Raw genomic sequence first — 26,740 nt, 5'->3', positions numbered from 1 at the left:
TATATCAACTGCTAAAGATGTAATAGATTTTATTGCTTCGCATGACGGAGTCAGTTAATTTTATTGTAAAGTAGTGTAAAGTATAATTAGTGTAGCGTAAAAAATATTTCACGCAACAAAAAGAATAGTTCACTAGGGTGAAATGAACTATTCTTATATGGGTCATAGTATTTTTTATAGGAGTAAAATAATGTTTTATCTTGTTTCAAGTAATATTATAAATATATATTGTGGCAATATTATGACAACTATAAAAAAACTAATATTAAAATTTCAGCAATAATATTTAAAAAAATTGTATAGAATTGTTGACAAAACTCATGAATATATGATATTTTTGTAAAAGCATACTTTTAATTTAGTTCAGAGAAGCTAAGAAGGGGGAACATATGATGAATAATAAATCATTAAAAAGTGAAAAAAATTTTATAGATGTAAAAGAGAAAGTTTCTTTAAAGAGAGCAATTCCATTAAGTATCCAACATTTGTTTGCAATGTTTGGAGCTTCAGTCTTGGTACCACTTATTTTTAAAATTGATCCGACAACAGTGCTATTTTTTAATGGTATTGGTACATTACTTTATGCCTTTATTACTAAAAAAAGTATTCCAGCTTATTTAGGATCAAGTTTTGCCTTTATATCACCAGTATTACTTTTATATAGTCAAGGATATGATTTTCAGACTATACAAGGCGGTTTTGTATTTGTAGGTATATCATTTTCAATAATAGCGATTATTGTTGGCTACACAGGTATGGGATGGATAAATAAATTATTTCCACCAGCTGCCATGGGATCAATAATAACAATTATAGGTTTAGAATTAGCTAGTAATGCAGCAGATCAAGCAGGTTTTCCGGTTGGATTAAGTAATTCTCCAACTTTAAACATAACATGGGTAATTGTTTCTATGGTTACTTTAGCTACAGTGATTTTATGTAATATCTTATTAAAAGGATTCTTGAAAGTTATACCTATATTAATAGGAGTGGTAGTTGGATACATTACAGCATTCTTTATGGGATTGGTAGATTTTAGTACTATAAATAATGCAAATTATTTTGTTTTACCTAATATAAAGGTTGCACATTTCAGTTTAAATGCAATTTTAACTATACTACCTGCAACATTCGTAGTAATTGCAGAACATGTTGGTCATTTAAAAGTTACTAGCAGCATTGTTGGAAGAGACTTATCAAAAGATCCTGGACTTCATAGATCTTTACTTGGAGACGGGCTATCAACTATCATTTCGGGAATGTTTGGTTCTGTACCAACAACAACTTATGGTGAAAATATAGGAGTTTTAGCTCTAACTAAAGTGTATAGTGTATATGTAATATGTGGGGCCGGTTTAGTATCAATTTTGCTAGGGTTTTCTGGGAAAATGTCAGCACTTATTAGCACAATTCCAACACCTGTTATTGGAGGAATAAGTTTCTTATTATTTGGAACTATTGCAACTTCAGGATTAAGAACTTTTATTGAAGAAAAAGTTGATTTTTCTAAATCAAGAAATTTAATATTAACTTCAGTAATATTCATAGTAGGATTGAGTGGAATAAAATTAACTTTAGGAACTATTGAACTTAAAGGAATGGGACTAGCAACAGTAGTTGCTATGGTGTTAAGCATAAGCTTTATGATATTTGATAAATTAGGTATAATGAACGAAGCAGAATAAGACAAAAGTTTATAAATAAGTAAATTAATTATAAGAATGCTGTTAGTATTAATAAATACTAATAGCATTTTTTTATTTTAAAGAAAAGGAGTATAAAATTAAAGAAAGTAGATATATTTAACTATTTATATTTTTATAGTTAATTTATGAATATATAAGAGTATTAAAAGAGAAACTATGTATGAAGATAAATGTATAGGAGGAATACAAATGAAATTAAAAAAATACATAAAGGTATTAAGTTATTTTATTATTTTTAACGTAATTATGAGTTTTGCTTTCATTGGAGCTGATGCTAATACTGTGAAAATAACTACTGATAAGGAGCCATTATATACAGTTGAGTACGATGGCTATGATCTTACAGCGAGAAGAATAAGAGTTGCTGGAAGCAATAATATTGCATATTGCTTAGAGATAAACGAAAAATATCCGTCTGGACAAAATTTTTCGTCAAATAGTAATCTAAGTGAATCAATTCGTAATGTTATTGCTGCCGGATATCCAAATAGATCTGTGGCTGAATTAAATCTAGATAATGAGAATGAAGCATATTTCGCTACTCAGATAGCAATATGGAGTTCAATGGAAGGATACGATGTCAATAAAATAAAAGGAAATAACTCTAAAATAGTAGATGCAATAAAGAGCATATATAATGACGGAGTAAATGGGAAATATTCAAGTAAAATAAGAAGTAAAGTATATAAAACAAGTGATGAATCTATACAAGAAATTATAGTTGTATATACTGATGATTTAGTATCTGAAGAAAAAGCAGAATCGATTCAAACAGAATATGCACCACAAGAAGGATAAATAAAATTATACATTACATGTTAATGCTGTTACATAATAAATGTTTTATGATTAGTCTAAAAAATATTTACCTTGTGACAGCATTAATGGTTAATTAGAAGGAAATCTTGGCTATTATTGACACCAATCATCTAAAATGATAACCTTTTGTTAGATTATTAGAAGTAGTAAGGTGGTGAAGAAGATTGCTGCTAAAGGATTATAGTAAGGAACAAATTAGGAATTTAGTTGAAATCATTAAAGAGTGTGTTCGTGAAGACAGATATACTATATCTTTAGAAGAAAATAAGGCGGAAAATATTCAATTTATAGAAGAATACAATATAAATGAAAAGAAGAGAATAAGTATACTATGCGATATAGACTACAAAGATTTTTGTTATGGCCTTCAAAACGTAAAAAATGGAGTTGAGCAAAATGATCTTTACGTATTTTGTTTACAAAAAGAATTGTATAATGTTGAGGATAAGAGAGAAATAGTAGATATTTATTTAAAGTTTAATGTAATATGCAATGAAGTAAATAGTAGTAGAGTATTAGTATCTCTACATAAAAGAAACAAGCCTATTACATATCTTTTTAGATAAAAAGAATTATCTTCATCTCTAAAAGGAGGGATAAACTCATGAAAAAATCAGCATTTTGTGAATATTGTTTTAGTGAAAGGGAATATCAAGTATATAAAGTAAGAAGAACATCTATACTAAAAGAAGAAGAGGTAAGCTACAAGGCTAAAGAAGCTGTTTGCAACGTTTGTGGTAATGAGATTTTTGTGTCAGACATATGTGATTATAATTTGATGAATTTATATAAAGAATATAGAAGGAATTATAATATCATTAGTACAGATGAAATACAAAAAGTTAAAATAAAGTATTCAATTAATTCAGAAGCACTTTCACTAATGTTAGGATGGAATAGTAAGACTATAGAACGATATTTAGATGGGGATATGATTGGAGTCTCCAATAGTGATTTATTAAGAAAAGTATATGAGAATGCTAGCTATTATTCTATTATATTGCAAAATAATAAGGAAAGAATAAATCCAGTAGATTACAATAAAAGTAGACAAGCTATTAGATATATTTTAGCTCAAGATCAGACAGAAGAAAAAATCGATGCAGTAATAAAATACTTGTTGATAAGATGTGAAGATTTCACAGCTTTATCAATCCAAAAACTTCTATATTACGTACAAGCATTTCATTATGTCTTTACTGGTAATTTCATGTTTGAAGAAGATTGCGAAGCTTGGAAGGATGGTCCGTTTTATCGAAGCCTATATGAAAGGTATGAACAATTTGGATATGAAAAAGTTAATAAAGATATACTTGCTAATGACAAATTAAGGTTAGAGAATTTTGAACGGAATATTGTAGAAAGTATAATAAAATTTTATGGCTGTTATAGTGGAAAAATATTAAAGGAGATGACTAAAAGCGAAGCTCCTTGGATATTAACAAGAACTAATTCTATTAATGGAAAGAGTATCAAATATGGTAAATTTAATACTGTGATTGAAAAAAGTTTGATTCAAGAGTATTTTGATAGTATTAAGGAAAAATATAATATTAGTAGTTTATTAGATATACAAAATTATAGTAGAGATTTATTCGATAAGATATCTATTTAATATAAATTTAGGAAAGAGGTAATTTATGAAAACTACATTATTACTTATTAGACATGGCGAAACAGAATGGAATGCTTTAGGGAAATTTCAAGGGTGTACAGATATAGAGTTATCAGAGGAAGGAGTAAAACAAGCGCAAATATTAAAAAATAGACTTAATGGAGAATTTGATTGGATATATGCTAGTCCGTTAAGTAGAGCTTTTAAAACAGCAAATATATTAGCATCAATTACGAATAAAGAAGTTATAATAGAACCTGAGATAAGAGAAATTAATTTTGGAGAATGGGAAGGATTGACTGTTAAGCAAATTAGTGAAAAGTATCCTGATGTTTTTAAAGCTTGGAGAACTGATAAAAAAGAAAGTTGTATTTGCGGTGGAGATTCTAGTATCCGCAATGCGGTAAGTAGAGCTAAGAAGTGTATTCAAGAAATAGTATCTAAACATAAAGGTGAGAAGATAGTAATTGTTGCTCATGGAGGAATAATAAAAGCTGGACTTATAGGAATATTTGACTGGGATATGACAATGTATCATAAAGTAGCACTTGGCAATACTTGTATTAATAAAATAACTTTCAATGATGATTTAATGCCAATGTTAGTTAGTTTAAATGATACAACTCACTTAGATTAAATTACGGAAGTTATATGAATTAATTAAAAAATGTAATTCTGTAAAAGGTCTCAAAATATATTAAATGTTAAACATAAAATAATTACTCTAAATAAATAGATAAGATTTATTTTACCAATGAAGTTTATAAAATTATCGTAAATATATTTTACGATGATTCATAAGGAGTAAAAAAGAATGATATACATAATGATAAGTATTATATTGATTTTATATTCTGGAATAAATTATTACATTAGCATATGGTTTTGGAAAAATTTATGTAGTATGATCCCTTTTTTTAATAGTGAAATATACTTTAGCTTCTTTTTTATTATATTTATAATAAGCTTAGTTGGAGTTATATGGAATCGCCATATACCTAAGTTTCTCCAGGATGGAATTTACTTGATAGCATCGTATTGGCTTGTTTTTATAGTATACTTTGCAATATTTATTGGTATAATTGAGTGCTTTTTTGTTTCAGGTAATATTTTACAGTTTATACCTATTAATATTAAACTTAATGCAAATGTTTTATTTTATATTGCTTTGATAATTCTTTTTACTGTAATGATTATAATTCTATACGGAACGATAAATGCTAAAAACGCAACAATTACACCATATAATATAGATTTACCTAGAAAGGCAGGAAAGATAAGTAAATTGCAAATAGCGTTTTTATCAGATATTCATCTTGGTAATTTAATGGATAAAAGAATAGATAAACTAATAGATAAAATTAATTCTATACAACCAGATATTGTTTTATATAAATTTTAATAACTAACTGCTAATATCTTACGGGGTAAACCTACTGTATAAAATAACAAAGCTTTTTTAATTTACCCTTGTCCAAATTTAATACATCTAAATGTGACTTAACTTGTTGAATTAACTGAGAAAAAACTTCAAATACAGTATTATGAATTACAGCTTGGCGTAAATTTTTCCAAAGGTGCTCAATTGCATTTAACTCAGAACAATATGGTGGAAGGTATAAAAAAGAAATATTTTCTATACCTTTTAAGAAATCATCTATACCTTTAAAATGATGATATCTAGCATTGTCCGCAATCAATATAACCTTTTTATTTTGATAATTTTCAGAGACCGTATTTTAAAAAAGACTTAAAATTATCTGAATTTCCTTTATCAGAAATTTGATAGATAAGATCACCGGTCTCAGGGTTAGTAGCACCAAATACAACAGCTCTTTTTCTTGTGCCACCTGGTAAAGTTTTAACTATAGGCTGAACTCCGACTTTAGTCCAAACGGCAGTCGCAGACGGCTCTGATGTTACAATAGCTTCATCTTCATAGAGAATTACAGTATTTTCGTCTTTTGATATTATCAAATTCGATAGTTCTTCTCTAAAATTAGTTAAAGTTTCTTTATCAATTTTATTACTTAATCTTTTAGCTCTAGTTTTTGAGTAGTTAAGTCTAGAAAATATATTATAAGCTGTACCAAGTGAAATTTTTTTATTGAAGTTTAAACTTACCCAATTGACAAGAAGTTCACCAGTCCAATTATTATAATTGAGCCCGGAATTATAGGGTGATTCTTTTAAAATATTATCAACAATAGCGAGTTCATCGGATGTTAAAATTGTTTTCTTTGGAGGGTGTTCTAAATCTTTCAAGCCCTCTAATCCAAATTTATTATATCTATGAATAGTCGTTCTAATTGTAGCATCAGATTGTTTTAAAAGAAGAGAAATTTCAACACTAGATTTACCTTCAAATAAATGCAAGATAGTTAATAATCTAGTTTTAATTTTGGAATTTTTCTCACTTGTATATAACGCTTTTATAGTTTCATATGATGCATGCTTTGTATTAACAGTTAATCTTTTTCTCATATGGGCCTCCTGCTTAAATATTTGATATTTTAGTATGTCCATATATGAGAAATTTAAATAGCAACCTGTAATTAAAATTTATATAATTGCAGGAGATATAATTGATTCTAATAGAGATATGATAAATTATGATTTTTCTAAGATGCAAAGTAATTTTAAAAAAATAAAAAGTAAATATGGGATTTATGCATGTTTGGGGAATCATGACTATGATCATAAAGGTGATTCATCAAATAGAATAAATAATTTCAAAAAAGTAGGAGTTAATATATTACGAGATAGTTATGTAAAAATTGATGATAGTTTTTATGTTATAGGGCGTGAAGATATCTCTTATGAAAGAATAAGCGGGATAAGAAGAAAAAAACTATCAGAAACTGTAAATGAAATTAGTGGAGAATTACCTATAATAGTGCTTGATCATCAGCCCAATAACCTAAATGAACCTGTGAGTGAAGGAATTGATTTACAATTATCTGGTCACACACATAAAGGACAGTTTTTTCCTTTTAATTTAATAACGAAAAGAGTATTTAAAATTGATTATGGATATCTAAAAATGGATAAATTTCAAATAATAGTTTCATGTGGCACAAGAACGTGGGGACCGCCTATAAGGATTGGGAGTAAATGTGAGATAGTAAATATAAATGTAACATTTAAGTAAAGGATTATTTTTAGTGTCTACAAGCAATTAAATAGATAAACTATCATGAATCAAAAATGAACAATATATAAACATAAAAAAATGAATGGAATATATGTCCTAAAAATATACAGTGTAATAAAATTGAACATTTTATTTATAAATTGTATTTTTTTGATACAGTAAATTTGTGTTAGAAAAACTACATTGTTAATAATTAGATTATAAAATTTCAATAAATGGAGAAATAAGTCTACTAATATATTTTGAAAAATTCACGTAGATTGATGAATTAGAACCTTGTATTTACAGGGAAATATATCCTTATTTGTATTAGTATGAAATAAAAATTATGCGATAAATTATACCAGAATATTACATAAACCTATATAATAAATTGATAAAATAATAACATTTGGCATAAATATTGCTTTACATAATTAATGTGGTTAAAAGCAAATAAATATGACAGATGAATTTTAGGAGGTATAAATTTATGGCACGTTTTACTTTACCTAGGGACTTATATCATGGAGAAGGGGCGCTTGAAGTACTTAAAACTTTAAAAGGCAAAAAAGCTTTTGTAGTTGTTGGTGGAGGATCAATGAAAAGATTTGGTTTTCTTAAACAAGTTGAAGATTATTTAACAGAAGCAGGAATGGAAGTAGAGCTATTTGAAGGAGTAGAACCAGATCCATCAGTAGAAACAGTAATGAAGGGTGCCGAAGCAATGAGAAACTTCGAACCTGATTGGATAGTTGCTATGGGTGGAGGATCGCCAATAGATGCTGCAAAAGCTATGTGGATATTCTATGAATACCCAGAATTTACTTTTGAACAAGCGGTTGTTCCATTTGGTTTACCAGAGCTTAGACAAAAAGCTAAATTTGTAGCTATTCCATCAACAAGTGGTACAGCTACAGAAGTTACAGCATTCTCAGTTATAACAAATTACACAGAAAAGATTAAATATCCTTTAGCTGACTTTAACATAACTCCAGATATAGCAATAGTTGATCCAGTATTAGCTCAAACCATGCCAAAAACATTAACAGCTCATACTGGAATGGATGCACTAACTCATGCTATAGAAGCATATACTGCATCGCTTAGATCAAACTTTTCTGATCCTTTAGCAATTAAAGCATTGCAGATGGTACAAGAAAATTTACTCAAGTCTTTTGAAGGAGACAAGGAAGCTAGAAACTTAATGCATGAAGCTCAATGTTTAGCAGGAATGGCATTTTCTAATGCATTACTTGGAATAGTTCATTCAATGGCTCACAAGGTTGGTGCTGTATTCCATATTCCTCATGGATGTGCGAATGCTATATTCTTACCATATGTAATTCAATATAATAGAACAAAATGCGAAGATAGATATGCTGATATTGCTAGAGCATTAAAATTAGAAGGAAGTACAGATTCAGAATTAACTGATTCATTAATTGGAATGATTAATAAAATGAATAGTGATTTAAATATTCCTCATTCAATGAAAGAATATGGGGTTACAGAGGATGATTTTAAGGCAAATCTTTCATTTATTGCTCATAATGCAGTGTTAGATGCATGTACAGGATCAAATCCTAGAGAAATAGATGATGCTACAATGGAAAAATTATTTGAATGCACATATTATGGGACAAAGGTTGAACTATAGTACTTAGATGTATAAATTTAATAACATAAGAATAAAATAATATAATTGTATAAATCAATGTTTTTGATTTTCATAATAAAAAGCTCTCTTTTGAGGGCTTTTTTATTATGAAAAAATTATGGGAAAATTATAATATTTATTGTTATTTTTTATTTAAATGATAAAATTACTTTAATATTAAGAAAATAACAATTGCTATGAGATGAATGAAAGTCACATAATGTAATTTGGTGTAATAAATAAAAGAGTGTGATTAACTGTTTTTAGTAAATATTATAGTAGTTTGCAGTTAACATTACAAAAGGCCGGTTCAAACTTTACAGTTTTAATTGGTCTATTATTATATTTGGGTAGGAGTAAATATTAAATAATTAAAAGATTAAACGATTAAATTAAGTTTTCAATGCTTAAAGGGGGATAAAATATGATTAATAATTTAAAAGTTAAACAGAAGATTTTCTTATTTTCGTGGATAATGATTTTATTGATTATCTTTATGGGGGGAGTTGGATATTATTATAATTTGCAATCAAATAGCAATGTAACATCCATGTATAAAGATAGATTGCTTCCGGTACAGTGGTTAAATGATAATAGAAACCAATCAAGAGCAATAGAAGCAGATACATATAATATTATTTTGAATATAAAAGATACTGAAGAACAAAATAAGAAATTAAATGATATTAAAGATAGAGTAAAGGCATACGATAACAACTGGCAGGCGTATAAAGAAACTGAGCTTGACCAATATGAATTAGAAATTATACCATTAGTTGAGAACGATCTTAAAGAATATAGAGCAGCAAGAGATGAAATTATAAAATTAGCTATGGATGGGAAGCAAGAAGAGGCTTTAGAAAGGTATAAATCAATAACTGGGAAAGTAGATGAATTTCAAAAAAACTTAAAGGCTTTGGCGATATATAGTACTGATAAAGCACAAGAAATAAATATTCAAAATAACAATAGTTTTAGTTATTCTAGAAAGATTTTTATAATACTAGGTTTTTTGTCAGTAGTGATAGCAGCTACTTTATCAGTTATTATATCTAAAACAATTGCTAACCCATTGAAATTATCAGTAGAGTGCATTAGAGTTTTAGCTAAGAGAGATTTTACAGTATCAGTTCCTGAACTGATTTTAAAACGAAAAGATGAAATTGGAGATCTAGCTAATTCAATATTTTTAATGAAAAATGATATTAGTATTTTAGTAAAGGAGATAATGGAAAAGGTTTTGCGGTAGTAGCAGAAGAAGTTAGGAAGTTAGCGGAAGAGGCATCTCAGGCTGTTACTATTATAAAAGATACAATAGTAAAAGTACAAGCTGCGTTTAGAAATTTTTCTGATAATAACGTAGAAGTATTAGATTTTATAAAAGAAGATGTAAATTCTAAATTTGAGGATATGAAGAATATGGGGAATCAATATTATGATGATGCAGAATTTGTAGCAAATATGTCAGAGGAACTTACAGCAACAATTCATGAAATAACTAATGCAGTACAAAATACAGCTGAAATTGCACAGAAATCATCTGAAAACGCTGAAACAATAAAAGATAGTGTAAGCGAAACAACAATTGAGATAGAGCAGCAGGCTCTGCTAGCAGAAAAGTTAAATGAAGTGGTGAACAAATTTAAGATATAAGTAATTATATATAAGTAGATCTCTTTAAAATTATAGTATTTAAAGAAAAAAAGATAGCATTTTCAAGATGAGGTGCTATCTTTTTTTGTGAATTATTTTTCATTTAATGAGAAATCTTCCTCGCATAAATATATTGGTATAAGTTCATAGGTAAATCTCTAATAATAATATTTATTTAAAATGTATATAATTTGTGATTGGAATGTAACAAAACTGTGACAATTATTTTCTAGAATGTAAATATAGATTTAAAAGAGTTTATAACTCAACATTTAATTTATAAAAGATATTTGAGGTGATAAATATGAATGATAAAACAGTTTATTCTGTTATAGTACCTTTATATAATGAGGAACTTGTTATAAATCAAAGTTATAAAAGACTTAAAGAAGTTATGGATTCTACAAATGAAAGTTACGAAATTGTATTTGTGAATGATGGAAGTAAAGATAGAACAAGAGAAATAGCAGAAGAAATATGTAGCAGAGATGAGAATATAAAACTCATTAATTTTTCAAGAAATTTTGGTCACCAAGCGGCTATAACTGCAGGTATGGATTTAGCATTAGGAGATGCAATTATTGTAATAGATGCTGATCTCCAAGATCCACCAGAAGTAATGCTTAAAATGATTGAAAAATGGAAAGAAGGTTATGAAGTTGTCTATGGAAAGAGGGTAAAGAGAGAAGGGGAAACCTTTTTTAAAAAATTTACGGCAAGAGTTTATTATAGATTATTAAGAAGTATGACAACAGTTGACGTTCCAGTAGATGCAGGGGATTTCAGACTTATAGATAGGAAGGTGTGTAATACATTAATAGCTCTGCCTGAAAGGAATAGATATGTACGAGGACTCGTGAGTTGGGTTGGTTATAAGCAAACCTATGTTGAATTTATAAGACAGGAAAGATTTGCAGGAAAAACTAAATATCCTCTAAAAAAGATGTTTAAGCTGGCATGTGATGGTATAACAGCACTATCGTATAAACCACTTATTATTGCAGGACATTTTGGGATCATAGCTTTGCTGGTTGGAATTATTTTAATGTTTGTTGATATTACGAAAGCTATAATTAATAAAAGCAGCGTGTTGAATTTTACTATGATGATAGGAATTAACATGATGATGTTTGGAGTAGTTTTAGGTTGTATTGGGATAATGGGTCAGTATATTGGAAGAATATTTGATGAAAGTAAAGGTAGGCCAATTTATGTAATTTCTAGTACAACAAATTATAATAGATCAAGTAAAAAATATAATATTATTAATCTAGAGAAAAAGACTTTATAGAGGGGGAACAAATTTGAAGAAACTAAAATTAACTAAAGAGAATATAAGTATATCTTTAATTTTAATATTATCTGCGGTATTGAATTTTGCTAATATAGGAATTGAAGGATATGGGAATAGTTATTATGCCGCTGGAGTAAAGAGCATGACTTTGAATCTTAAAAATTTCTTTTTTGTATCCTTCGATCCAGGGAGTTTTGTTACAATTGATAAACCGCCAATGGGATTCTGGATACAGGCCTTATTTGCTAAGATACTTGGATTTAACGGATGGAGTATATTGTTACCACAAGCATTAGCTGGAGTAATTTCAGTTTATCTTATATATTTTATAGTGAAAAGATCTTTTGGAAGTGCCGCTGGACTTATTTCAGGATTATGTCTCTCAGTAACTCCAGTTTTTGTAGCAGCAAGTAGAAACAATACAATAGATAACTTGCTTGTTCTAACACTGCTCTTTGCATGTTTAGCTCTTACACTAGCCGCTGAAAAAGGAAAAGCTAAATATCTTTATCTAAGTTTAATACTTGTCGGAATTGGTTTTAATATAAAAATGCTGGAAGCATATATGATTGGGCCAGCAATTTATATAACATATCTTCTTTCTTCATCTATAACATTAAAAAAGAGAATAGTTCATATTGTTATAGGCACATTTGTTCTTATGTCAGTATCATTATCTTGGGCTTTAATTGTAGATTTAGTTCCAGCACAAAATAGACCTTATATTGGTAGTAGTACAGATAATAGTGTTATGGAACTTATAGTTGGTCACAATGGATTAGAAAGACTTGGAATTGGCAGTAAATCAAATAAAGGATTTAATGCTAGCAATAATAAAAAAGATGATAGACAAATTCAAAATAATACTGAAGTAATTAATGATCAGAATCAACAAGTGAATAAAGAAAATTACAATGGAAGCACTAATAGAATGGTAAGTGGAGCAGAAAATAGAGATGGACAAGGTGACGGAAGTATGCAGAAAGCACCTAATGAAGGAATGCCAGGAGGCCTAGGAGGACAAGGTGGACTTCAAGGTACCTTTGGAGGACAGACAAAAGCAGGAATAGCAAGATTATTTTCTAAAAATAGTTTATCTGATCAAATAGTATGGTTTTTACCACTTGCGTTGTTAGGTTTTGTAGCTGGTGCTATAAAAGAAAAACTAAGATTAAAGTTAGATAATAAAAGAAAAATATCACTAGCATTATGGATTTTATGGTTGGTACCTGAATTCATATATTTCAGTTACACAACAGGTTTATTCCATCCATATTATTTAACAATGATGGCACCTCCGGCTGCAGCATTAGCTGGAATCGGAATAGTAACAATGTGGAAACTTTATAATGAAAAAAAATGGACGTCATGGTTATTACCGATATCATTAATTATAGAAGGTTTTGTTAATATGATGATGTTATCTTATTTTTCAAATAATCTATCAGATAGTATAAGAAAAATAATTTTAATAGCCTTGTTATTATGTTTTTTAACTTCATCAATATTAGCAATATTAAATTTATTGAGCTTTATTAGAAGAAAAAATAATACTAATTTAAGTGATAATAAGGACATACATTTGAAAAAGATATTGCTAGGAATTTCTATGGTTAGTATTTTAACTGTACCATTTATTGGATCAAGTGCAGCAATTACTCATAGTGTAAATAGTACTATTCCTACTGCTGGATTGGAACTTCTTTCAAACGGCGAAAGAGGTGGAGCAAGTTTTGGCAAGGAAAGAAGTGACAATGGTAAAAATTCGAAGTTACTTGATTTCTTAAAAAGTAATATAACAACTGAAAAATATTCACTTGTTGTACCATCATCACAAAGCGCTGATAGTATAATAATCCAAACTGGTGAACCAGTAATGGCACTTGGTGGATTTTCAGGATCTGATAAGATTCTTTCTTTAGATGAATTTAAAGAGATGGTTAAGAATGGAGAAGTAAGATATGTACTCACTGGTGGCATGAGCAGAGGCGAAAGTAGTGAAATTCTAAAATGGGTTGCTGAAAATGGAACATTAGTTCCGGAAAATCAATATAAGGATGTGGTATCAGGTAATGAACCAAATATTAAAGACAGTAACGATATAAAAAATAAGTCAAGAGATGATAATCAGAATATAAATTCAGTAAGGCAGAATATGGGAGGACCAGGAGGAAATAATTCGGAACAATTATATGATTTAAAGGATGAAGCAAATATTTTAAAATAAGTTTTTTAGAATAAAAGGGCATGTATTAGTGCAAGTTATTAAGATTTAGCTACATAAAGACTAAAGAGTTTAACTATTTAGTAGTTTTAGAACTAATTCTTATAGTTTAATATTTGCAAGAACAAGCCCTTTTTTAGTAGAATAAATTCCTAAAATTTTAAAGAAAATGATCAATATATATGTTGCAATTCACAATGCACATTTCATAATTCACAATTACAGCTAAAATTCTTGAAATATTTTTAGAATTATGATGAAGAATTATTTTTGTAATATATATATATTTAAAATTCTCGCAAGCAAAATAATCGATTAAGGCTAGAATGTAGAAACTTAATCGCAACATATATTTATATATTGTGAAAGGAAACAATAGTGATGAATGAAGTAAACTTTAAGAAATATATATTTAGAATAGGTTTGATTTTTATATTATTAGTATCAATGTTTTCTAGTATTTATGCGGTAAGAAACTATAAAAGTATTAATACTATGGAACAAAGTGGTGGATTAAAAAAAATATTAAATATAAGAGATGGCGAAAATTTACCAGATAATATACCTTCATTGAACAATAGCGGATCTAATTTAGAAAATAATGAGATCAAAAGTGATAATAGCCAATATGATCCAAATGGAATAGTTCCACAAAATGCTGATTCTATTGAGAAAGGAATGAATGATAAATCACAGCAAGATGGAAGTGTAGGGATAAATGGAGGTCGTGATACTAAATTTGGATCTAATAGTAAACAAAGAGGAAACAATAAAAATGCTAAGCAAGGGGAGGCAAATGGCAATATTCAAAGAGGGGGAGTGGATGATAGATATCTTTTAAGTATAACTATATATTCAGTAGTATTTTTAATTGGATCATGTAGCGCTTACTGTTTAATTAAACAAAAAAATATAAAGTTTAATTATAAAGATGAAAAATTCATAATAATTATATTAATATTTACAGGAATTTTTCTTAGAATCGCAGCTTCTACACTTGTAAATGGACATAATGATATTAATTTATTTAAAAGTTGGGCAGAAACTGCGGCAAACGGTTTTTCACAATTTTATGCTAATGCTAGACAAGCCGATTATCCACCTGTATATATATACATATTAGGGTGCATAGGAAAAATTGCAAATATACAAGTATTTAATTCGTATTATATATTATTACTTAAAATTCCATCTATAATAGCAGATGTTGCGACAGCTTATTTTATATATAGAATTGGGAAAAGGTTTTTGAATACAGTAACTAGTATTTTTTTAGCTACATTTTATATTTTTAATCCAGCAATTTTTATAGATTCTACATTTTGGGGACAAGTTGATTCTTTATTTACATTACTTATTGTTATTTCGATATATCTGTTATATGAAAAAAAATATGCATTTTCATCAGTAATGTTTGCATTATCTGTACTTATGAAACCACAGGGAATCATATTTCTTCCAGTACTTTTCTTTGAATTAGTTAGACAAAGAAAAATTAGAAATTTTATATATGCTGCAGCTTCAGCGATAGCAACTATAATTGTAATTATAATTCCTTTTTCAGTAAACGAACAAAGTCCAATTTGGATTTTTAATCTTTACTTAAAGACAATATCAGAATATCCATATGCTTCTGTAAATGCGTTTAATTTTTTTGGTTTAGTAGGAGCAAATTATAAAAATGATAATACTACATTTTTTATATTTAGCTATCATACAATTGGAATTATGTTTATAATTCTAACAACTTTAATTGGATGGATTTTATATATAAAAGGGAATGACAGAAAGTATATTTCGGCAATATCCTTACTTCAAATTGCAGGAGTATTTACGTTTTCGGTTGGAATGCACGAAAGATATTTATTTCCAGCGGTAGCATTATCAATTTTAGCATTTATATATTCAAAAGACAGGAGATTTTTTATAATGGCTATTGGATTTAGTATTACTAGCTATATAAACATCTCTACGGTTTTCTTCAAAACAAACACATCAGTTTTTGAGGTTTTATTGAAAGTAACTTCATTATTTAATGTAATATTAGTTTTATATTTAGTAAAAGTTATTATAGATAACACTGTTAAAAAATTTTCTTTAAAGATTGATAATAAGGAGAGTGAATTGTTATGAACGTAAGAAAAGCTGTAATACCTGCAGCTGGCCTTGGAACTAGGTTTTTGCCAGCAACTAAAGCCCAGCCAAAAGAAATGTTACCTATAGTAGATAAACCTACTATCCAATATATCGTAGAAGAAGCAGTTGAATCTGGGATTGAAGAAATACTTATAATAACAGGGAGAAATAAACGGGCTATAGAAGATCATTTTGATAAATCTGTAGAGCTTGAAGATGAGCTTGAGAATAGTAAAAAAGACGAGTTGCTTAAGATGGTACAAAGTATATCCAATATGGTGGATATTTACTATACACGCCAAAAAGAACCTAAAGGACTTGGAGATGCAATAAGTCATGCCAAAAATTTTGTGGGAAATGAACCTTTTGCAGTAATGCTTGGTGATGATATTGTTGATAATGAAATCCCATGTCTAAAACAATTAATAAATTGCTACGATAAATATAAGACTTCAGTATTAGGCGTTCAAGAAATTGCTGAATGCAATATACCGAAATATGGAATAATAAAAGGTATAGAAATTGAAGATGGACTTTATAAGGTTAGTGATATGGTGGAAAAGCCTAAAATTGAAGAGGCACCATCTAACATAGCTATTTTGGGTAGATATATAATAACTCCAGATATATTTGACATACTTGAAAGTACTAAACCAGGAAAATCAGGAGAAATTCAATTGACAGATGCGCTAAAAGAATTAACAAGACAAGAAGCAGTATATGCTTATTGCTTTGAAGGAAAAAGGTATGATGTTGGTGATAAGCTAGGATACCTTCAAGCTAATATAGAATTTACTTTAAAGCGTGATGATTTAAAGGATGATTTTATAACGTACTTGTCAGATTTAAGAGATAGAAGTGTTAATCTAGATTTGATTCATTAAAATATAATACATTGTCTAGGTGATGCAAACTTTATATAATTTTCCCTGTTTGTATAAAAACATTTTATAAATAAATTAATATATCAATAGTTAGGAAAAACAAATTTATAGTATGAGTATAGTTAATTAATGTTGGGTATATTAGTAACGTAAGATAAAAAGTAATCAAAGGAGGAGAAATATGAGTAGTTCAACTATGACTATTGCGACTAAAAAAAAGCTAGAACATAAGGATCAGAATGCTATAATAACGAATTCAACATCTGAAACAATTGTTGTATATGGACCAAGAAGGGAAACAGATGGAGGAAACTATGATAATTCGTGGTATGTTCTCCACTCAGGAGAAACTATTCCTAGTGATTGGCAATGTGACGGAATTTTTATTCCTAAGGATAGAAAATTTATGCAAATGAGCGATGAAACTATACAAGGTCCAGTAGCTGTAAAGTTTGGAAGCTTGATGCCAGTTACAATAATACAGGATGGAGAAGTATATATAGAAAAAGGTAGTCACAATGAAGGAGTATTTCATAAATCTGAAATAGATTGGGATGTACCAGACTTTGATGCGGAGTATTGCCAAAATATAAGCATGGCAGCATATCAAATCCAACCAAATAAGCGGTTTTAAATCTTTCTTAAAAATAAAAATCCATGGATTACTTTTTAGTAATACGTGGATTTTTTAAATAAACATTAGATAATATAAAATTAATATTTAAAGTCTTGCAAAAAACAAATATTTGTAGATCACAAATATAGATATAATAAGGGCAAAGGAGTGAAAAGAATGTCAAAAGCTTTATTTGTAAATATGTTAGGTCACGGACATGTTAATCCAACTATAGGAATAGTTAGGGAACTCATAAATAGAGGAGAAGATGTTACATATATAGCAGGAGAAGAGTTTAGAGATAAAATAGAAAAAACAGGTGCCAAGTTTATTGGGCATAAAAACTTATTTGATTTATCTAGTTTAATTACCAGTAGTTTAAATTTAGAAACTAATGAAAAACTATTGAATGCCCTTAATACTTTTAAAGAAATAATCGAAGAGATCTTCAAATTAGATGAAAAATTTGATTATATTATTTACGATTCTTCGTTTATATTAGGTGAAGAAGTTGGAAGAGTATTAAATATACCAACAATTTCTTCTAGTAGCATTTTTGCAATAAATGAAAAAATAATAAAAAGTTTGTTAGATCTGCCAATCTCACAAAAATTTAAGTTAAAGATGGAAGGAGCTAAGCCAAAGATTAAAGAAATTCTAAGCAGTCATAATTATGTGGACTTTGTCAATGAATTACAAGAGAAGTATAATATAAAGTTTCCTAGTATGGTAGAGAGATCTGGAAAGAAAGGAATGCTTAATATTGTATATACATCTAAGTATTTTCAACCATATAGCGAAAGTTTTGATGAAAGTTATAAATTTATTGGGTCATCAGTAATAGATAGAAAAGAAAGTATTGACTTTGATTTATCAAATAATGAGGATAAGAAGGTAATTTATATATCGCTAGGAACTATATTCAATAATTCTATTGAATTCTATGAGTGTTGCTTTAAAGCTTTTTGCAATATGAATGTAAAAGTTATTATGTCTGTAGGTAGAAAAATTGATATAAGCATATTTAAAAATATCCCATCAAACTTTATAGTTCGTAACTATGTACCACAATTAGAGGTATTAAAATATGCAGATGTATTTATCACTCATGGTGGCATGAATAGTACAAATGAAGGTTTATACTTTAACATACCATTAATTTTAATACCTCAATCGGTTGATCAACCTTTTGTGGCTAATAGGGTGGCTGAACTTGGCGCAGGAATTGTGATAGAAAAAGATAGAATTACGCCGGAAGCACTAAATAAATGTGTAGCTGAGATACTATCAGATGATAACTTTAAGCTTAACAGTGAGAAGATAGGTGAATCCTTAAGGGAAGCAGGAGGATATAAAGTTGGAGTTGATGAAATAATAAAGCTGAAAAATTCTATGAAATAGGATTTAGCTATTGATAAATCAAATTTAATTATTTTAGATTTATTGTATATAAACATAAGGTGCTAGAATATCGCAAATTCATTTGAATTATGCGATATTTATTTTAAAAATTTATAATTTATATGGAAGAAATTCGCATTAAATGAAATATAATATTATAATTTATGTATAGTATATTTATTATAATATTTCAAAAAGAAATAAAGCTATATATAATTGATTATTAACTTTATATTAATTAAATAGGAGATGCAATATGGAATTAAGAGATATATACAATAATAAAGGATATAAAACTGAAGTAAGAAAAGAACGGTCCGAAAAGTTAGAAGATGGTGAATATTATTTAGCAACTGAAGTGTGGATAATTAATAGCAGAAGCGAAATATTAATTCAACAAAGATCAAGTAACAAGGATGTACTTCCTAATATGTGGGGACTAACTACAGGATGTATGGTTAGTGGAGAGGGCTCAAAGGAAGGAGCTTTGAGAGAAGTTAATGAAGAGATAGGATTATCTATTGAAAAAGATGAATTAAATTTTATTCGTAGAATATTTCGTGAAAATTCTATTTGGGATATATATTTTGTATATAAGGATGTTGAGTTATCGAAATTAATCCTTCAAAAGGAAGAAGTTAGTAACGTTAAATTTGTATCTATTGAAGAATTTAATAATATGCTTTTATCTGGAGAACTATTTGAATATCCAGAAATTTATGATATGTTATCCCTAATTGATGATAAAGTTAGTGAATATTAGAGGTAGTTAGTTATATCAAGTAAGACAAGAAAATTTATAATACATATCTTAATATTTGTTTATTTTAAGAGAACAGAATGATCTGTGACATGTTTGTAACAAAAATTAGCTACAATAAGAATAATTGATATTTTTGTGGAGGGATATAATGAAGGGGAAAAGGATACTAGTTGTTGATGATGAACCATTAATAAGAAAACTCGTGACAGATTTTCTGAAAAAACAAGGGTATGTAACAATTGAGGCTGATGATGGAAAGAAAGCTATGAATTTGTTTTCTAGTGAGGAAAATATAGATTTAATAATTCTTGATGTAATGCTGCCAGAATATGATGGATTTACTGTATGCAGAGAGATAAGAAAGAAATCTAAAGTTCCGATTATTATGCTAACTGCAAGGGGAGAGGAATTTGATGAAGTTTTTGGATTAGATATTGGAGCTGATGAATATATATCAAAACCTTTTAGTCCTAATATACTAATAGCGAGAGTTAATGCTGTTTTGAGAAGGGCAAATTCAGAAGATAGAGGTAAGGAGCTCAAAGATTTTAATGGATTGACAATAGATCATAGTGCCCATCAAGTGGTTATAGATGGAGAAGTTGTTGATTTAAGTCCTAAGGAATATGAACTATTGATTTATCTTTCTGAAAATTATGGAAAAGCATTAAGTAGAGAGCAAATATTAGATAAGGTATGGGGATATGATTATTATGGAGACTTAAGGACAGTGGATACACATATAAATAGATTAAGAATAAAGTTAGATAGAAAAAGTGATTATATACAAACAGTACGTGGTTACGGTTATAGGTTTGAGGAATAGGTATGAATAAGTCATTAAGATCAAAACTTTTTTTATCTATAACTTTATTGTTAGTTTTTTTTATCTCTGCTTTATGGATATTAAATAACTTATATCTTCAGCAATACTATATTAAGAATAAAGAAAATATGCTTGAAAATAATGCAAAGCATTTAGTTGATATGTATACTGGAGACCCAAATGATATTCAAGATGAATTGGATAGAATCGCAAATATAATAGGAGGCAGTATTGATATTAGAGATAAAGAGGGTAAACTCATATATAAATCTTCAAGGCGACTGCCAAATGAAAAAAATATAATTGATAATATGGGTAATAAATTTAGACCTAATATAGAACCACCACCAGATTCGGATGCTCAAAATGATAAGATTAACAATACATATAGTGAAGGTAAGTATACATTTGAAAATAGATGGGATGTTCAGCTTAAAATAAACTTTCTAACTCTTGTAACCAAAACAAATAATGGTGACATCCTTGCTATAAGAGTTCCATTAGTCTCAATAAGTGAAAGTGTTGATATTGCAAATAGATTTATATTAATAATTGGAGGAGTAATTATACTTTTAGGTAGCTTATGGGCATTTTGGTTTTCAAAAAGATTTACAAAACCAATACTAGAATTAAATAGCATAGCGCAGAATATGGCTAAATTCAATTTTGGTAAAAAATGCAATATAAATGGAAAAGATGAAATCGGACAGCTTGGACAAAGTGTTAATTATCTATCTGGAGAGCTAAGTCGGGCAATTACGGAATTAAATATAAAGAATAAGAAATTAGAAGAAGATATAGAGAAGGAAAGAAAAATAGACGAAATGAGAAAAGAATTTATCTCAAGTGTTTCTCATGAGTTAAGAACTCCGCTATCAGTAATACAAGGCTATGCGGAAGGACTTGTAAGCAATGTTACAGAAAGTGATGAAGATAGGAAATTTTACTGTGATGTTATTATGAATGAAACTGATAAAATGAATAAATTAGTAAGAGATTTATTAAACTTATCACAAATTGAATCTGGTTATTTTCATATAGAAAAAACAGAATTTGATTTAGTATCATTAATAAAATATGTACTTAATAGATATAAATCAACTTTCGAAGAAAAAAGTATAGAAATCAAATTTGAATCCGGAGAAAGCGTGATTGTATATGGAGATATGACTCGTATTGAGCAAATACTTACAAACTACATTAATAATGCAATTAATCATGTAGACAATAATAAGATCATTAGGATAAATAAGATTAGTGTTAAAGATAAGATAAGAGTAAATGTATTTAATACAGGAAAACATATACCAGATGAATATTTGGATAAGATATGGAATAGCTTTTATAAAGTAGATAAAGCTAGGACAAGAGCTTATGGAGGCTATGGCTTGGGCTTATCTATAGTAAAGGCGATAGCAGATCTTCATAGTAATGCTTATGGAGTGGAAAACACTGAAGGTGGAGTTAACTTTTGGTTTGAAATTGATAAAATAGATTTAAGTTCAGCAGCAAATTAAAAATAAAAATACAAAGGGAGTTGTCGGTATATCAGATTAAAATCTGTTAGCGGCAGCTCCCTAATTTATATATAAGTTTTCAATAAGCTAATTTATTCATTATAGAATTATTTAGTTTATATAGCCTGATAGCCTAAGATAAGTTTCGATGAACTAAATTTTCTAGAAAATACATATTATAAATTATTTTTGATTTTTATTTTGTTCGAAACACCAATGCTTGTACCAGTTAAAACACCACATAACATGGAGTAAACAATTGTAGGAATTTCAATCACATAAATACCAATAGCGGCAATAAATAATAAAGAAATCATTAAAAAGAGTATACAAAAAAATTGCTTCCATTTTTGTTGAACTTTAATTTTTGAATTTATTATATCCGCAAATTTGTATTTTTCATCGAATTTTAAATAGATAGCTTGACTCAGTGTTAGTAAAAATACCATGGGCAATAATTTATAAAGTAAATCTATCATATTATTTTACCATCCTCCACAAAAATAATTTAGTATTTAGGTATTTAAGCTCTAATAATAGATATTTTTATACCTAATTATAATATGGGAGAAATAAATAGACAAATGGTTCTTTATTACATTAGAGTAATTATATTCTTTTATAAGTGTATCCTACTTGAGAATAGTTATTATCCTTAATATTTAGTTATACGCTTAGAATCAATAAGGGTAAAGAAATGGTAAAAATTTAGCTTAAATGCTTACAAAATAAGGAAAAATGTTTTAAAAAAACAAATTTAATGAATCAAAAGTTATGATATAATTATTGTAAAATTATTACAATAATTATATCATACAAAACTAAAGGACAACTTAATTTCTATAAATTATTTAGGATTAAGAAGTGTTTGGTTCCATACTCTTAGATTATTGGAATGATTTAAAATATGCATAGCTAAAAGGAAAACAATAATGAATAAAAGGAGGAATACAATGGGGAAGGTGTTGGGAAATAGATATAATAATAAATTGACAAGATTTATCCTAAGTTGCATTGCAATAATATCAGTATTTTTTACAAATTTTATAGCTGCTAAAGCTACAATAGGAAATAGTATCTATGAAGTGAGTTCAAATAACATTAATATGATTAGGGAACAACATAAATTTATCATTGATGCACCTATAAAATTTTATAATGACATAAAAAGATTAGAGCAGGTAATAGACTTCAAATTTAAAGTTCCGGATTTTTTTCCGGAAGGGTATAAAGTGCAAGAACTTCAATTAAAAAAAATTTCTGATAAAGATAATGTTTTAGAAATATTTTATGGAAATAAAGATGGAATACGTTCATTACAAATATCGGAACAAGATCCTTCAGAATCATTAAAAGTGATAGAAAATGGGAAATCTAAGGCATTAGAAAATTCTCAGGTGGAAATCTCTAAGCAACCAATGAAAGTAGGAGATATAAATGGACTAAGTGTTATTTTAACAACCACATTTCCGGTAAAAAAAGCTATGGAAAACCAATTAAGTGAAATAAAAGCTGTTAATAATTATTTTTCATGGAAAGATGATGGATTATGGTATAGTGTGGAATATAAATCGGAGTCTAAAAGCGAAAGGAGTAGTAATAACTCATTAGAGCTTTCAAGTGATGATATAAAAAATATAGTGAAATCGTTAAAATATCCTGAAGATACAAAAGATTTAAATTATTGTATAAAGAATCTTAATGGTGGAGATGTAGAAATGAACATTTATGACAGAGATGATATAGAAGAAGCAAAAAATGCTCTGGAATTTGATCCTAAATTTCCAATTAGAATTAACAATAATATAAGTATAACTAACTCCACTGCTAGATTAGTTGGAGATTTGAATAATAACAAAGAAAAAGCATGCTATGAAATAAATAATCTTTATTCAAACAAAAATGGTTCGATAACATTTACTCAGACTGCGAATTCATCAGTTTATGATGAAATGATGAAAAATAAGTATATTAAAATTAATAAAGAAGGAAATGTAGAGAAGAAAATTCAAGAATTAAGAATTGAAAATAATCAAGTATTTAAACGTTCACAAGAAGGTATCGTGCCTCAGGTTAATTATGTTTGGAAAGAAAATAACATATATTATAGTGTGATATTTTTTGTGAATATTGAAAATTGTGATGAAATTGTTAAAGAATTTATGAATTCAAAGCCACTAGAATAGAGCTATTTAAATAGAATATTGATAAATATATTATGGTAAGAAGACTTTTATAAAAATAGTAGGGAATATAACAGACAGACCCTACTATTTTTTAATTAAAAGGTCAATTAGCGCTAATTATAGAGGGGGTACCCCAAATTTCATTTATAAAGTTAGTGCTAATTTTAAAGTAGATTGTAGGATATTCTCCATAGTATATATAACCATTCCTTAATATTGTAAAAGGAACATTTTTACTACCATCTTTTAAATCTAAGAATATCTTTTTACATTTATCATTATTTGTATAGTCATCTAAAGAATTCTCTATATTTTCTGGTAGATATGGAGTTGAATCATCTAGTTCTTGAACAAAAGAATTAAGAAAATTAGGATCACTAGTTGTATAGAAGTTTTCTTTTTCATTATTCGAATCACTAGATGTTTGAGTTTGAACTCTGGCGTTTACGATATTTCCCGGGAGATTAAATTTTCCAAAAAAATCATTTCCGGTAGTTATTGTAATTCCATTAAGGCACTCATAAATTTCAGGGTGATTTGTCCCATCACTTAAAGTTACATTAGTCATTATTCTAAAATCTTCATCATATCCGTTTACCGCATATACATCATTAGTACCTATATTAGAAATGATATTTTTAGAATATGTGTTCATAGGATTAAAGTTATTTAATTCACCTGTTGTAGTACCGATTTTTCTGCCTAAAATATCTTTTGAATCTATTAATATAGGCGCGCGGAGATATACATTTCCGTTGTAAACAATTAACGGAACCATTTTCACTGATTTAGTTCTATCCTGAAGATCAGGTATCTGAAATTTTGGAATGTATACAGTATTCGAACTAAAACTTCTCAAGGTTGAATTAAGGGTCAAAGCTTCATTCTTGTTAGAATTATTAGTAGTAGTGTTTGAAGTTGTTGCATATTGTGATGAATTTATATCATTTGAAGGTGTTAGATTATTATTATTATTATTATTATTATTATCATTATCAGAATTCTGGGAAACTGATGCTACATTTTCATTAGTGCTAGTATTTCCTAAAGTCGTCTCTTTAGAATATTTAACTTTATTATTACTATTATTATTGTTGTCATAGTTATTGTTAGTACTTGGTGAATTATCATGAAAACTTGAACTATTTTTTATACCAGTAGAGTTTTCAGCTTTTACATTTGATTTATTATTATCAATAGCATGGTTATTATTTTTGTTAGAAACAGGAGAAGAAATTGAATTATCATTAGTGAATTTATCTAATTCATCTTTTGAGGCATATGTCGTATTTCCAGAATCTATATTTTGGTGTTTATATGTATTATTTATAATTAGTTTAAAACTAGCGGTACCTAAAAGTATTAATAAGACAGCAGCTGCTTTTAATCCAAGTGGAGAATAATTTTTATTTGTTTTTATTCTTAATTGTGAAGCATCATTTAGTAATTCCATTTTTAGCTTGTCTTTAAATTCTTCACTTGCTTTTATTTTGGAAAAAGAGCTCTTAATTTTATTCATATTCAAAATCCTCCTTTAGTATAGATTTTAGTAATTTTCGTCCTCTGCTAAGTTGTGAACCTACAGTAGATTCCTTTATGTTTAAAATATTAGAAATTTCAGAAATACTATAATTCTCATAATAATATAAAAAAACGATACTTCTATATTTTACTGGTAGGCTAAGTACTGCTTGGATTACATCATTATCTTCCTGAGTTGTATCAACAAAATCATCTTCTAATGATGTGGTATTTTTAAAATAAGAAGACTTTAATTTATCTTTACTTAAATTTATAGCAACTCTAATTAACCAGGATTTCTCATGTGTTTCGTTCTTAAAATCAGGTCGTTTTTCAAGTAGTTTTATAAAAACCTCTTGGGTTATGTCTTCGGCATCACTTAAATTTTTCATATATGAATACGAAATTCGAATCAGCATATCGGAATACGTTTCTATTAAGTAATGAATGTAACTTTTGTTATTATCCAACTCATCCATTTGATTTTTACCCCCTCCAATACTTAATACGATTTATAACAACAAAATTTTGCAAACGATAATAATTTTCTTAGTTTATGATGAATTTCAATTTATTAGAATAAGTATATACGAGTAATAATTGTATATAGAATACTTTAAAAGATATTAAGAGTTTAATCAATTAAAATTCGAAAAATAATATTTTCATATATGTCTGTCATTAAACTAAGTAACATATAATATAAAAGCACTTTTTCTGAAATATTGTGTAGCAGCTTATAGGGAGAAATTAAGGTAAAAGAAAACTATCACTTTTAGTAATAGA

The 26,740-nt window shown here is 27.9% G+C and carries 24 protein-coding genes and 1 pseudogene; 20 read left to right on the top strand and 5 right to left on the bottom strand.

The window, feature by feature from the left end; translation table 11 throughout:
• The first annotated feature begins 392 nt into the window (after positions 1-392).
• The 6 genes from uraA (at position 393) to ACJDTP_RS23220 (ending at position 5,542) form a co-directional block, all read left to right on the top strand.
• Complete coding sequence (uraA, locus tag ACJDTP_RS23245; protein WP_171772990.1) at positions 393-1,685, top strand: uracil permease; 1,293 nt, start codon at positions 393-395, stop codon at positions 1,683-1,685.
• Positions 1,686-1,895: 210 nt separating this feature from the next.
• The gene (locus ACJDTP_RS23240; RefSeq protein WP_241394389.1) at positions 1,896-2,504 is read left to right on the top strand and encodes a thioester domain-containing protein; all 609 of its coding nucleotides are present in this window, start codon (positions 1,896-1,898) and stop codon (positions 2,502-2,504) included.
• Between the two features lie 185 nt (positions 2,505-2,689).
• On the top strand, positions 2,690-3,091 hold the full coding sequence (locus ACJDTP_RS23235) for a hypothetical protein (RefSeq protein ID WP_271810360.1): 402 nt from the start codon (positions 2,690-2,692) through the stop codon (positions 3,089-3,091).
• Positions 3,092-3,129: 38 nt separating this feature from the next.
• On the top strand, positions 3,130-4,140 hold the full coding sequence (locus ACJDTP_RS23230) for a type II toxin-antitoxin system antitoxin SocA domain-containing protein (protein WP_406762595.1): 1,011 nt from the start codon (positions 3,130-3,132) through the stop codon (positions 4,138-4,140).
• Between the two features lie 25 nt (positions 4,141-4,165).
• Positions 4,166-4,777: a histidine phosphatase family protein gene (locus ACJDTP_RS23225; RefSeq protein WP_406762594.1), complete on the top strand. Its 612-nt coding sequence runs from the start codon at positions 4,166-4,168 to the stop codon at positions 4,775-4,777.
• Positions 4,778-5,164: 387 nt separating this feature from the next.
• On the top strand, positions 5,165-5,542 hold the full coding sequence (locus tag ACJDTP_RS23220; RefSeq protein ID WP_406762593.1) for a hypothetical protein: 378 nt from the start codon (positions 5,165-5,167) through the stop codon (positions 5,540-5,542).
• Between the two features lie 31 nt (positions 5,543-5,573).
• Here ACJDTP_RS23220 and ACJDTP_RS23215 read toward each other — a convergent pair whose 3' ends face one another.
• Entirely contained in the window at positions 5,574-5,840 is a 267-nt protein-coding gene (locus tag ACJDTP_RS23215) for a transposase (protein WP_171779705.1), read from the bottom strand.
• 25 nt (positions 5,841-5,865) lie between these two features.
• Positions 5,866-6,624, bottom strand: a complete 759-nt coding sequence (locus ACJDTP_RS23210; RefSeq protein ID WP_171779704.1) for an IS630 family transposase — start codon at positions 6,622-6,624, stop codon at positions 5,866-5,868.
• 70 nt (positions 6,625-6,694) lie between these two features.
• Between ACJDTP_RS23210 and ACJDTP_RS23205 the strand changes: the two genes are divergently transcribed.
• The 13 genes and pseudogenes from ACJDTP_RS23205 to ACJDTP_RS23145 all read left to right on the top strand — a co-directional run bounded on the left by ACJDTP_RS23205 (position 6,695) and on the right by ACJDTP_RS23145 (position 22,247).
• Entirely contained in the window at positions 6,695-7,291 is a 597-nt protein-coding gene (locus ACJDTP_RS23205; protein ID WP_406762596.1) for a metallophosphoesterase, read from the top strand.
• A gap of 475 nt (positions 7,292-7,766) precedes the next feature.
• The gene (locus ACJDTP_RS23200) at positions 7,767-8,933 is read left to right on the top strand and encodes an iron-containing alcohol dehydrogenase (RefSeq protein WP_023974698.1); all 1,167 of its coding nucleotides are present in this window, start codon (positions 7,767-7,769) and stop codon (positions 8,931-8,933) included.
• Positions 8,934-9,357: 424 nt separating this feature from the next.
• Positions 9,358-10,182, top strand: a complete 825-nt coding sequence (locus ACJDTP_RS23195) for an MCP four helix bundle domain-containing protein (RefSeq protein ID WP_406762592.1) — start codon at positions 9,358-9,360, stop codon at positions 10,180-10,182.
• A 32-nt stretch (positions 10,183-10,214) separates the two neighbouring features.
• Positions 10,215-10,586, top strand: a pseudogene (locus ACJDTP_RS23190) (methyl-accepting chemotaxis protein); the annotation flags it as partial.
• Positions 10,587-10,890: 304 nt separating this feature from the next.
• On the top strand, positions 10,891-11,877 hold the full coding sequence (locus ACJDTP_RS23185) for a glycosyltransferase family 2 protein (RefSeq protein ID WP_171780348.1): 987 nt from the start codon (positions 10,891-10,893) through the stop codon (positions 11,875-11,877).
• Positions 11,878-11,890: 13 nt separating this feature from the next.
• Positions 11,891-14,107 carry a glycosyltransferase family 39 protein gene (locus ACJDTP_RS23180; protein WP_406762591.1) on the top strand — a complete coding sequence of 739 codons (2,217 nt, stop codon included), beginning with the start codon at positions 11,891-11,893 and terminating at the stop codon, positions 14,105-14,107.
• A 378-nt stretch (positions 14,108-14,485) separates the two neighbouring features.
• Positions 14,486-16,237 (top strand): glycosyltransferase family 39 protein, encoded by a 1,752-nt coding sequence (locus ACJDTP_RS23175; protein ID WP_406762590.1) that lies wholly within the window; start codon positions 14,486-14,488, stop codon positions 16,235-16,237.
• Entirely contained in the window at positions 16,234-17,124 is an 891-nt protein-coding gene (gene galU / locus ACJDTP_RS23170; protein ID WP_078115238.1) for a UTP--glucose-1-phosphate uridylyltransferase GalU, read from the top strand. The genes ACJDTP_RS23175 and galU overlap by 4 nt, the downstream gene beginning before the upstream one ends.
• Positions 17,125-17,305: 181 nt before the next feature.
• Positions 17,306-17,758 carry a hypothetical protein gene (locus ACJDTP_RS23165; protein ID WP_077839444.1) on the top strand — a complete coding sequence of 151 codons (453 nt, stop codon included), beginning with the start codon at positions 17,306-17,308 and terminating at the stop codon, positions 17,756-17,758.
• Positions 17,759-17,917: 159 nt separating this feature from the next.
• A complete protein-coding gene (locus tag ACJDTP_RS23160; RefSeq protein WP_406762589.1) occupies positions 17,918-19,141 on the top strand; it encodes a macrolide family glycosyltransferase in 1,224 nt (407 codons plus the stop codon).
• Between the two features lie 256 nt (positions 19,142-19,397).
• Positions 19,398-19,904 carry an NUDIX hydrolase gene (locus tag ACJDTP_RS23155; RefSeq protein ID WP_406762588.1) on the top strand — a complete coding sequence of 169 codons (507 nt, stop codon included), beginning with the start codon at positions 19,398-19,400 and terminating at the stop codon, positions 19,902-19,904.
• Between the two features lie 148 nt (positions 19,905-20,052).
• Positions 20,053-20,730 (top strand): response regulator, encoded by a 678-nt coding sequence (locus ACJDTP_RS23150; RefSeq protein ID WP_077839447.1) that lies wholly within the window; start codon positions 20,053-20,055, stop codon positions 20,728-20,730.
• A 2-nt stretch (positions 20,731-20,732) separates the two neighbouring features.
• Positions 20,733-22,247 carry a sensor histidine kinase gene (locus ACJDTP_RS23145; protein ID WP_406762587.1) on the top strand — a complete coding sequence of 505 codons (1,515 nt, stop codon included), beginning with the start codon at positions 20,733-20,735 and terminating at the stop codon, positions 22,245-22,247.
• 176 nt (positions 22,248-22,423) lie between these two features.
• On the opposite strand, the gene ACJDTP_RS23140 is transcribed toward ACJDTP_RS23145, so the two are convergent.
• Positions 22,424-22,726 carry a hypothetical protein gene (locus ACJDTP_RS23140; RefSeq protein WP_406762586.1) on the bottom strand — a complete coding sequence of 101 codons (303 nt, stop codon included), beginning with the start codon at positions 22,724-22,726 and terminating at the stop codon, positions 22,424-22,426.
• 474 nt (positions 22,727-23,200) lie between these two features.
• Between ACJDTP_RS23140 and ACJDTP_RS23135 the strand changes: the two genes are divergently transcribed.
• Positions 23,201-24,433, top strand: coding sequence for a hypothetical protein (locus tag ACJDTP_RS23135; RefSeq protein WP_406762585.1), 1,233 nt, complete (start codon positions 23,201-23,203; stop codon positions 24,431-24,433).
• 103 nt (positions 24,434-24,536) lie between these two features.
• Here ACJDTP_RS23135 and ACJDTP_RS23130 read toward each other — a convergent pair whose 3' ends face one another.
• Both ACJDTP_RS23130 and ACJDTP_RS23125 read right to left on the bottom strand, forming a co-directional pair.
• Complete coding sequence (locus ACJDTP_RS23130; protein WP_406762584.1) at positions 24,537-25,952, bottom strand: hypothetical protein; 1,416 nt, start codon at positions 25,950-25,952, stop codon at positions 24,537-24,539.
• Entirely contained in the window at positions 25,945-26,433 is a 489-nt protein-coding gene (locus tag ACJDTP_RS23125) for an RNA polymerase sigma factor (RefSeq protein WP_077839452.1), read from the bottom strand. Before ACJDTP_RS23125 ends, ACJDTP_RS23130 begins: the two co-directional genes overlap by 8 nt.
• Between the last annotated feature and the right edge of the window lie 307 nt (positions 26,434-26,740).

This window comes from Candidatus Clostridium helianthi (assembly GCF_045310795.1).
In the GTDB taxonomy this organism is placed as follows: Bacteria; Bacillota; Clostridia; order Clostridiales; family Clostridiaceae; genus Clostridium; species Clostridium helianthi.
The sequence above is the reverse complement of the archived record's forward strand: the minus strand, read 5'-3'. Positions and strand labels throughout refer to the sequence as shown.

Excerpts from the sequence above, each read along its gene's own strand:
- uraA (WP_171772990.1), top strand. The coding sequence starts at position 393 with ATGAATAATAAATCATTAAAAAGTGAAAAAAATTTTATAGATGTAAAA.
- ACJDTP_RS23240 (WP_241394389.1), top strand. The coding sequence starts at position 1,896 with ATGAAATTAAAAAAATACATAAAGGTATTAAGTTATTTTATTATTTTT.
- ACJDTP_RS23230 (WP_406762595.1), top strand. The coding sequence starts at position 3,130 with ATGAAAAAATCAGCATTTTGTGAATATTGTTTTAGTGAAAGGGAATAT.
- ACJDTP_RS23225 (WP_406762594.1), top strand. The coding sequence starts at position 4,166 with ATGAAAACTACATTATTACTTATTAGACATGGCGAAACAGAATGGAAT.
- ACJDTP_RS23210 (WP_171779704.1), bottom strand. The coding sequence starts at position 6,624 with ATGAGAAAAAGATTAACTGTTAATACAAAGCATGCATCATATGAAACT.
- ACJDTP_RS23200 (WP_023974698.1), top strand. The coding sequence starts at position 7,767 with ATGGCACGTTTTACTTTACCTAGGGACTTATATCATGGAGAAGGGGCG.
- ACJDTP_RS23195 (WP_406762592.1), top strand. The coding sequence starts at position 9,358 with ATGATTAATAATTTAAAAGTTAAACAGAAGATTTTCTTATTTTCGTGG.
- ACJDTP_RS23185 (WP_171780348.1), top strand. The coding sequence starts at position 10,891 with ATGAATGATAAAACAGTTTATTCTGTTATAGTACCTTTATATAATGAG.
- ACJDTP_RS23175 (WP_406762590.1), top strand. The coding sequence starts at position 14,486 with ATGAATGAAGTAAACTTTAAGAAATATATATTTAGAATAGGTTTGATT.
- galU (WP_078115238.1), top strand. The coding sequence starts at position 16,234 with ATGAACGTAAGAAAAGCTGTAATACCTGCAGCTGGCCTTGGAACTAGG.
- ACJDTP_RS23165 (WP_077839444.1), top strand. The coding sequence starts at position 17,306 with ATGAGTAGTTCAACTATGACTATTGCGACTAAAAAAAAGCTAGAACAT.
- ACJDTP_RS23160 (WP_406762589.1), top strand. The coding sequence starts at position 17,918 with ATGTCAAAAGCTTTATTTGTAAATATGTTAGGTCACGGACATGTTAAT.
- ACJDTP_RS23155 (WP_406762588.1), top strand. The coding sequence starts at position 19,398 with ATGGAATTAAGAGATATATACAATAATAAAGGATATAAAACTGAAGTA.
- ACJDTP_RS23150 (WP_077839447.1), top strand. The coding sequence starts at position 20,053 with ATGAAGGGGAAAAGGATACTAGTTGTTGATGATGAACCATTAATAAGA.
- ACJDTP_RS23145 (WP_406762587.1), top strand. The coding sequence starts at position 20,733 with ATGAATAAGTCATTAAGATCAAAACTTTTTTTATCTATAACTTTATTG.
- ACJDTP_RS23140 (WP_406762586.1), bottom strand. The coding sequence starts at position 22,726 with ATGATAGATTTACTTTATAAATTATTGCCCATGGTATTTTTACTAACA.
- ACJDTP_RS23135 (WP_406762585.1), top strand. The coding sequence starts at position 23,201 with ATGGGGAAGGTGTTGGGAAATAGATATAATAATAAATTGACAAGATTT.
- ACJDTP_RS23130 (WP_406762584.1), bottom strand. The coding sequence starts at position 25,952 with ATGAATAAAATTAAGAGCTCTTTTTCCAAAATAAAAGCAAGTGAAGAA.
- ACJDTP_RS23125 (WP_077839452.1), bottom strand. The coding sequence starts at position 26,433 with ATGGATGAGTTGGATAATAACAAAAGTTACATTCATTACTTAATAGAA.